Annotated in this window: 6 protein-coding genes (1 of these 6 only partly in view); 5 read left to right on the plus strand and 1 reads right to left on the minus strand. The window is 70.7% G+C overall.

From position 1 onward, the window contains the following. Positions 1-152: 152 nt before the first annotated feature. The 5 genes from tuf (at position 153) to ACFXDE_RS20130 (ending at position 6,904) form a co-directional block, all read left to right on the plus strand. Positions 153-1,346 carry an elongation factor Tu gene (tuf, locus tag ACFXDE_RS20110; protein WP_326846505.1) on the plus strand — a complete coding sequence of 398 codons (1,194 nt, stop codon included), beginning with the start codon at positions 153-155 and terminating at the stop codon, positions 1,344-1,346. Positions 1,347-1,590: 244 nt separating this feature from the next. Continuing rightward, on the plus strand, positions 1,591-2,751 hold the full coding sequence (locus tag ACFXDE_RS20115; protein WP_380435889.1) for an acyltransferase family protein: 1,161 nt from the start codon (positions 1,591-1,593) through the stop codon (positions 2,749-2,751). A 134-nt stretch (positions 2,752-2,885) separates the two neighbouring features. Beyond that, positions 2,886-3,899 (plus strand): glycosyltransferase family 2 protein, encoded by a 1,014-nt coding sequence (locus ACFXDE_RS20120; protein WP_380435891.1) that lies wholly within the window; start codon positions 2,886-2,888, stop codon positions 3,897-3,899. 84 nt (positions 3,900-3,983) lie between these two features. Continuing rightward, a complete protein-coding gene (locus ACFXDE_RS20125) occupies positions 3,984-6,413 on the plus strand; it encodes a hypothetical protein (RefSeq protein WP_380496038.1) in 2,430 nt (809 codons plus the stop codon). A 29-nt stretch (positions 6,414-6,442) separates the two neighbouring features. Further along, positions 6,443-6,904 carry a GtrA family protein gene (locus tag ACFXDE_RS20130; RefSeq protein WP_380435895.1) on the plus strand — a complete coding sequence of 154 codons (462 nt, stop codon included), beginning with the start codon at positions 6,443-6,445 and terminating at the stop codon, positions 6,902-6,904. Here the strand turns inward: ACFXDE_RS20130 and ACFXDE_RS20135 are convergent. Next, positions 6,894-8,191: the 3' portion of an acyltransferase family protein gene (locus ACFXDE_RS20135; RefSeq protein WP_380496040.1), read on the minus strand. The gene runs 208 nt beyond the window's last position; the window shows 1,298 of its 1,506 coding nt (coding positions 209-1,506); the start codon falls outside the window, past its right edge; it ends in the stop codon at positions 6,894-6,896. The genes ACFXDE_RS20130 and ACFXDE_RS20135 overlap by 11 nt on opposite strands.

Consider the following 8,191-nt stretch of genomic DNA (forward strand, 5'->3'; position numbering starts at 1 on the left):
GCGACCCGGGAGGATCCGGACGGATTCTCCCGGGCCCCTCCGGCCCCCACCCGCGGGACGGTACGAGGTGTCCTCGGGCATCCCGCACCCAACCCGATAAAAGACCAACTGACGTCAGCACGGCGTACAGGAACTGTCCTCAGGAGGACTCAGTGGCGAAGGCGAAGTTCGAGCGGACGAAGCCCCACGTCAACATCGGCACCATCGGTCACATCGACCACGGTAAGACCACGCTGACCGCGGCCATCACCAAGGTGCTGCACGACGCGTACCCGGAGATCAACCCCTTCACGCCGTTCGACCAGATCGACAAGGCCCCGGAGGAGCGTCAGCGCGGTATCACCATCTCGATCGCGCACGTCGAGTACCAGACCGAGGCGCGTCACTACGCCCACGTCGACTGCCCGGGTCACGCTGACTACATCAAGAACATGATCACCGGTGCCGCCCAGATGGACGGCGCCATCCTGGTGGTCGCCGCCACCGACGGCCCGATGCCGCAGACCAAGGAGCACGTCCTCCTGGCCCGCCAGGTCGGCGTCCCCTACATCGTCGTCGCCCTGAACAAGGCCGACATGGTGGACGACGAGGAGATCCTGGAGCTCGTCGAGCTCGAGGTCCGTGAGCTCCTCTCCGAGTACGAGTTCCCGGGCGACGACCTGCCGGTCGTCCGCGTCTCCGCGCTGAAGGCGCTGGAGGGCGACAAGGAGTGGGGCGAGAAGCTCCTCGGCCTGATGCACGCCGTGGACGAGGCCATCCCGACCCCGGCCCGCGCCGTGGACCAGCCGTTCCTGATGCCGATCGAGGACGTCTTCACGATCACCGGTCGTGGCACCGTCGTCACCGGCCGCATCGAGCGCGGCATCCTCAAGGTCAACGAGACTGTCGACATCATCGGCATCAAGGAGACCAAGACCACCACCACGGTCACCGGCATCGAGATGTTCCGCAAGCTGCTCGACGAGGGCCAGGCCGGTGAGAACGTCGGTCTGCTGCTCCGCGGCATCAAGCGCGAGGACGTCGAGCGCGGCCAGGTCATCATCAAGCCGGGTTCGGTTACCCCGCACACCGACTTCGAGGCCCAGGCCTACATCCTGTCGAAGGACGAGGGTGGCCGCCACACCCCGTTCTTCAACAACTACCGCCCGCAGTTCTACTTCCGCACCACCGACGTGACCGGCGTCGTGACCCTCCCCGAGGGCACCGAGATGGTCATGCCGGGCGACAACACCGGCATGACGGTCGCGCTGATCCAGCCGATCGCCATGGAGGAGGGCCTGAAGTTCGCCATCCGTGAGGGTGGCCGCACCGTCGGCGCCGGCCAGGTCACCAAGATCATCAAGTAATTGATGCTCTGACCTGCCTGCCTCGTACAGGCCAGTCCGAAGGGCCCCGCACACTCCAGGGTGTGCGGGGCCCTTCGGCGTGTCGGCTGGCATCCGGGGCACCGGTGTGGGTGGGGGCTTTCCGCGCCGGATAGACTGGGGCACCCGCAGCCGTCGCCAGAGCGAGGCTGACCGTGGCTCTCTTCGCCCCACTCGCCGAAAGCGCTCCGGAATGACCTCTGCTCCGCTTCTGACGAAGCCCTCGTTGCTCCGGCGCCGTGCCTCGGCCCGGACCGGCGAATCCGGCGCCCTCAAGCCGAAGCGCCCCCGCCTCTACGCGCTGGACGGCATGCGGCTGTTCGCCGCCCTCAGCGTGATGTCCTTCCACTGGACGGCCTACGTGGGCATCGCGGGCGTCTGGCAGGGGGTGACCCCCAAGCAGGCGCTGCCACTGGTGAACCGCATGGCGGCGTACGGCTGGCTCGGCGTCGAGCTGTTCTTCGTGATCAGCGGTTTCGTGATCTGCATGAGCTGCTGGGGGAAACGACCGGGCGAGTTCTTCGTCTCCCGGGTGGTCCGGCTCTACCCGGCCTACTGGGCCGGCATCGCGCTGACCAGCCTGGTGGTGCTCAACTTCAAGCACTTCGCCCGGCTCGGTGCCGCGGACGGGCTCAACCTGACCACGATCCTCGGCAACCTGACGATGCTGCAGACCCCGCTCGGGATGCGGCACGTCGACGGCGTGTACTGGACCCTCTGGGTCGAGATGCGGTTCTACCTGCTGTTCGCCATCGTCGTGGCGACCGGCCTCACCTACCGCAAGGTGGTGGCGTTCTGCGGGATCTGGACCATCTTCGCGGTCCTCGCCCCGCAGGCCGGGATACCGCTGCTGACCACGATGGCCATGCCGAACGAGTCGCCGTTCTTCATCGCCGGTGTCGGCATGTTCCTCATGTACAAGTTCGGGTCGAACCTGCTGCTCTGGGGCATCGTCGGCTTCTCCTGGATCCTCGCGCTGACCAGGCTGAACTCCATCAAGGACATGTACGTCAACGTCCTCGGCCACCCGCTCTCCTGGAACGTCATGGCGGCCGCGGTCACGTTGGCGTTCCTGCTGGTCCTGGGCGCGGCACTGGGCTGGTTCGACTGGGTGCAGTGGAAGTGGCTGACCGTCGCGGGCGCGCTGACCTACCCGCTGTACCTGATCCACCAGGAGGTCGGCTGGACGCTGATCCACTTCCTCCTCACCCGGGGCCTCGGCGTCAAGGCGGCCCTGCTCGCGGCGCTGGCCACGGTCCTGGTCACCGCCTGGCTGATCCACCGGCTGGTCGAGAAGCCGCTGTCGAAGGTCCTCAAGAAGGCCCTGGACCGGTCCATGGCGACCCTGCGCCAGGTCTCGGACGAACCTGCCCCCCGCCGCCCCTGAACGGTGGGCTCCTCGATGAATGCTCCGCCCAAGAAGCATTCATCGAGAGGTAAAAACCTGCTGCTAGCCTGGCCGTCACCAGGGCCCCGGCACTGATCGAACATCCCCATTCACAAGGAAACAGGCGACAACTGATGTTCACCGCAGCTGTATCGGCAGAGCCGGAGGCCACCAGGCCGGCGCCGCTGTTGTCGGTCGTCATGCCGATCTACAACGAGCAGGAGGCACTGCCCCTGACCGTTGAGCGGCTGCGTCCGATCCTCGACGACCTCGGCATCAGCTACGAGGTCGTCGGCATCGACGACGGCAGTACCGACGCGACCCCGGCGCTCATGCAGAAGATCCACCAGGACTGGCCGGAGTTCCGCATCGTCCGCTTCGCGCGCAACTCCGGGCACCAGGCGGCGCTGACCGCGGGCATCCACCGCGCCTTCGGCGACTACGTCGTGTCGATCGACGCCGACCTGCAGGACCCGCCGGAGAAGATCCCCGAGATGCTCTCGCTCGCGCGCGAGCAGAACCTCGACATCGTCTACGGCGTGCGCGGCGACCGCGGCACCGACACCGTGTTCAAGCGGCGCACGGCCGGCGCCTACTACTGGCTGATGCGCAAGCTCGTCGGCAAGAAGATGCCCAACCAGGCCGGTGACTTCCGCCTGCTCAGCCGGGCCGCCGTCGAGGCCCTGAAGGCACTGCCCGAGCACCAGCCGGTCTACCGCCTGCTCGTGCCGTGGCTGGGCTTCCCGAGCGGCGAGGTCGTCTACGTGCGCGAGGAGCGGGTCGCCGGCAGCACCCACTACCCGCTGTCGAAGATGCTCCGCCTGGCCATCGACAGCATCACCAACTTCTCGGCCGCCCCGCTGCGGCTCGCCACCTGGCTCGGCGTGCTGAGCTTCGTGCTCTGCTTCGGCCTCGGCGTCTACACCACCGTCGCGTACGCGCTCGGCAAGACCGTGCCCGGCTGGTCCTCGCTGTTCATCGGGATGCTCTTCCTCGGCGCCGTCCAGCTGATCTGCATGGGTCTGCTCGGCGAGTACGTCGGCCGGATCTACTCGGCGGCCCAGGCGCGACCGGCCTACTTCGTGGGCTACGACTCGGCCGACGGCCGCAGCGCGAAGCCGGCGAAGGTCTCCGAGTTCGTGGCGTGAGCGCGAGTCCGGTCCCGCCCGGACCGGACTCCGCCACCGACCGCCGTGACCCCGACGCCGAGCCCGCAGGAGAAAGAACACGCGATGGGCACCACTGACAGCACCGCACCCGCTCTCGGGACGCCGTCCGCGGCCGAGGGGCGGGTCGGCGCGTCGGTGTCCGGCACCGCCCGGCCCGGCACCGGCGCGCGACTGGTGCGGTTCCTGCCGGCGCTGGCCGCGTACGCGCTGCTGGTGGCCCTGCTCCTGGCCTCGGACACCTCCGTCTCGGACGTCGCGCGCTACACCTTCTACGTGCTCTGGGGCGTCCTGCTGCCGGGCACCCTGGTGTTCCGGGCCCTGCGCCGCCGGCCGCACACCCTGGTCGAGGACCTCGCCTTCGGCGCCGTCGTCGGTCTCGTGCTGGAGCTGGCGGCCTGGGCGGTCCTGGTCGGGCTCGGCCTCCAGTCGGCCGCCACGGCGTGGCCGCTCGCCGTGGTGGTCCCGTTCCTCGCAGTGCCGCGGCTGCGGCGGCACTGGTTCCCGCGCGGGTACCGGCGGACCTCGACGGGCTGGAACTGGTCCGTCGCCGGCATCGTCGGCCTCACGAGCGCCTACCTCTACGCGGCCGTCCTCAGCCGCAACCCGATCATCCCGGACACCGAGACCACCCGGCAGTACATCGACCTGCCGTACCTGCTCTCGCTGGCCGGCAACGCGAAGAACAACTTCCCGCTGACCTTCCCGCAGGCGGCGGGGGAGCCGCTGCACTACCACTGGTTCACCTTCGCGCACATGGCGATGACCGACCTGGTCGGCCACATCGACCTGCCGGTCGTCCAGATGCGGCTGATGGTGCCCGCGCTGGTCGCCCTCGCGATGGTGATCACCGCGGTGGTGGGGCACCGGCTGTCCGGCCGGGCCTGGGCCGGGCCGGTCGCGGCGCTGCTGGTGTTCGCGGTCGGCGAGTTCAACGCGGTCTACCCGAACAACACCCCCAACTGGACCTTCGGCGCGCCGCTGGTGCCGCTGATGTCCTGGGCGAGCCTGTCGCTGACCTACAGCCAGCCGCTGCTGATGGCGCTGATCGGCGTGATCGCGGACGTGCTGCGCGGCCGCGGCGACGAGGACGCGAGCGACGCGAACGAGGACGCGGACGGGGACGCCAGCGGTGCCGTGCGGGACCGGGCGCCGCTGCTCGGCCGGGGCGCCTACGTCCTGGTCGCGCTGTTCGCGCTGGCCTCCAGCGCGGCCAAGGCGAGCTCCCTGCCCGTCACCCTGGCGGGCCTGGCCTTCGCGGGCCTGATGGTGCTCATCGGCACCCGGCGGATCCCGTGGGCGATCGTCCGCCTCGGCGCGATCGTGGCCGGAGCCCAACTGTTCGCCACCGCCGTGCTGTTCAAGTTCGAGAGCTACGGCCTGGAGGTCGTGCCCTTCGGCAACGTCCAGAAGTACTGGGCCGACCCCGCGCACACCAGGACCACGGTGACGCAGGCGGTGGTCGTCGCGGCGACCCTGATCGCCTTCCTGCTCAACCACCAGCTCCGCCTGGTGGGCATGGTCCCGTTGATCTGGCGGCGCCGGCTGCGGCTGGAGCAGTCCCAGTGGTTCCTGCTCGGCGGCGCCCTGGCCGGCCCGGCGGTCTACCTGGTGGTCAACGGCTTCAACGCCAGCTACTTCACCCTGGCCGGGCTGCCGTTCGGCGTGCTGCTGTCGGCCTGGGGCTACTGCGAGGTCTTCGAGCGGGCCGCGCTGCCCGCCCGGGGCAAGGTCGCGCTCGCGGTCGGCACGCTCTCCTTCGTGGGCCTGCTGACGTACGGCATCTACCACTACGCGGGGGACTGGGCGACCTTCGCGCTCAAGGCGGTCGGCGACGCCAAGGGCACCAAGTCGTACACCCCGCTGGTGCCCGCACTGGCCGCCGCGGCCGCGCTCGCCGCCGTCGCCGTCGTCGTCGGACTGCTCTGGCGGGCGGCCGGGCGGGCGCTGCCCGGGCTGCGCCGGCGCGGCGGGCTGGTGCTCCTCACGGGCGCGCTCGTGGCCGGTGCGCCGTCGCTCCTGCTCGACGTCCAGCAGTCGAAGCACGTCGCCTGGGACGGCGCCTGGCCGCTGCCGGCCGGCCAGGTCGAGGCCGCGCGCTGGGTGCGTGCGCACAGCCGCCCGACCGACGTCCTGGTCACCAACGACCACTGCCGCTCCGAGAACGACTGGGCGGTCCCGGGCCAGAACTGCTGGAACTCGCTCTCGTTCTGGCTCAGCGCCTACTCCGAGCGCTCGGTGCTCGTGGAGGGCTGGGCGTACTCGCCGCGGCTGATGTCGGAGAAGTCCGCCAGCTTCTGGGACCAGCCGCTGCTCAAGCTCAACGACGATGCGATCCACCACCCGACCGCCGACATCCTCCGGGAGCTGCGGGACCGGTACCACGTCCGGTACCTGGTGGCGGACCGCAAGCCGGCTCCGGAGTCGCCGCTCCTGAAGTCCCTCGCCACCTCCGTCTTCGACAACGGCCGGGTGGCCGTGTACGAGCTCTCCTGACCCGACAAGCAGATCGCATGGGTTCCCACATGGTTTCCACCAACGAGTCGACCGACGCGGCCACGGTGCCGGACGCCGCGGAGCAGGGCTCCGCCGGCGGCGGCAAGGCCAACCGCCAGATCCCGTCCTTCCTGGTCATCGGGGTGCTGAGCACGCTGTTCTACCTCGGGCTGTACGTCGTGGCCCGGATGGTGGTCAACCCCCAGGCCGCCAACCTGATCGCGCTCGCGGTGAGCGCCGTCGCCAACACCGCCGCCAACCGGCGGTTCACCTTCGGGATCACCGGCAGCGAGGGGGCGCTGCGCCACCAGCTGCAGGGGGCCGTCGCGTTCGTGATCGGGCTCGCGCTGAGCTCCGGCGTGCTCGCCCTGCTCGACGTGGCGGCCCCGCACGCCTCCAAGGTCGTCGAGGTCGGCGGCCTGATCGTGGCGAACGGCCTGGCCACCGTGGTCCGCTTCCTGCTGATGAAGGTGTGGGTCTTCAAGAAGTGATGCGGGCGGCCGAGCCGTCCCGGTCGGCGCTGCGGCGCAGCGGCCGGGGCGTCCAGCCGCGCAGCCGCGTGGCCGGTTCCTCGACGAGGTGCCAGGAGAGGGCGGCCAGCACGCCCGTCACGGTGAGCGCGCAGGCCAGGAAGCCCGGCCGGCCGTACGCGGCGCAGCCGACCAGCGCCAGGGCCTGCTCGACGGGGAAGCCGTAGATGTAGACCCCGTACGAGTAGTCGCCGATCCCGTCGAGGCGCCGGCACCAGCGGGGGAGCCGGGCCGCGGCCCAGAACAGCAGGTAGACCAGGGCCGGTTGGCCGAGGGCGCCGAAGCCGCCCCAGCGGAGCGTGGCGGCCAGCGCCACGGCGGAGGCCAGGGCGAGGCGGTCGTCCACCGGTATGCGTTCGGCGTGGAGCCGGCAGGCGGTGCCGAGCAGGAACGTGAAGGCCAGGACGGCGGCGAGGTGCCAGGTGAGCCGGCCGAGGAGCGGCAGGGTGGCGCCCGGTCCGCCGGCCGGGGGCACGTCCGGGGGCAGGTCGGTGGCGCCGGAGAGGATCAGCACCCAGAGCGCGAGCGCCAGCGCGGGGACGGCGGCCGGTCGCCGCAGCAGTCCGGCCAGGGCGAGCAGGGCGGCCAGGAGGTAGCACAGGAGCTCGTACTTGAGCGACCACAGGGCGCCGTTGAGGCTGCCGTCGAAGTTCGTCCCGGCGCGGATGCCCGTGGCGATGACTCCGGAGACGTCCCAGCCCGCGGTCGGGCTGCTGCTGCCGAGGCTGGTGACGTAGCTGAGCGGTCCGTCCGAGCGGTCCCAGAAGCCGGTGAGGGTGCCGTGCTGCCACCGGTAGAGCACGGGCATCAGGACGGCGGCGGAGAGGAGCAGCGAGACCCAGAGCCCGGGGACGATCCGCAGGGCGCGGTGCCAGACGAACCGCAGGGTGCCGAGGCGCCGGGCGCTGCCGGTGATGACGAAACCGGAGATCGCGAAGAAGCCGAGGACCGCGCTCTTGCCCAGGTCGGTCTGCTGCCCGCTCCAGGACCACAGCGGGTCCTGGCGGCCCCAGCCGAGCGGGTAGACGTGCGACACCACCACGGTGGCGGCGAGCAGCAGGCGCAGCGCCCCGAAGGCGTTCGCCCGGCCGGCGGTCAGGTCGGCGAAGGTCCCGCGCCGGAAACGCTCTCCGATGGCTCCCCCTCGTGCGCGGGTGCGGGTGCGGGTGCGGGTGCGGCGGGGGGGGCCCCCGAGGGTGTCGCGGGGGGCGGGGACGGCGAGCTGCTGCCACGCGGGCTCCGGGCCGG

The sequence above is a fragment of the Kitasatospora sp. NPDC059408 genome, assembly GCF_042751525.1.
Taxonomy (GTDB): domain Bacteria; phylum Actinomycetota; class Actinomycetes; order Streptomycetales; family Streptomycetaceae; genus Kitasatospora.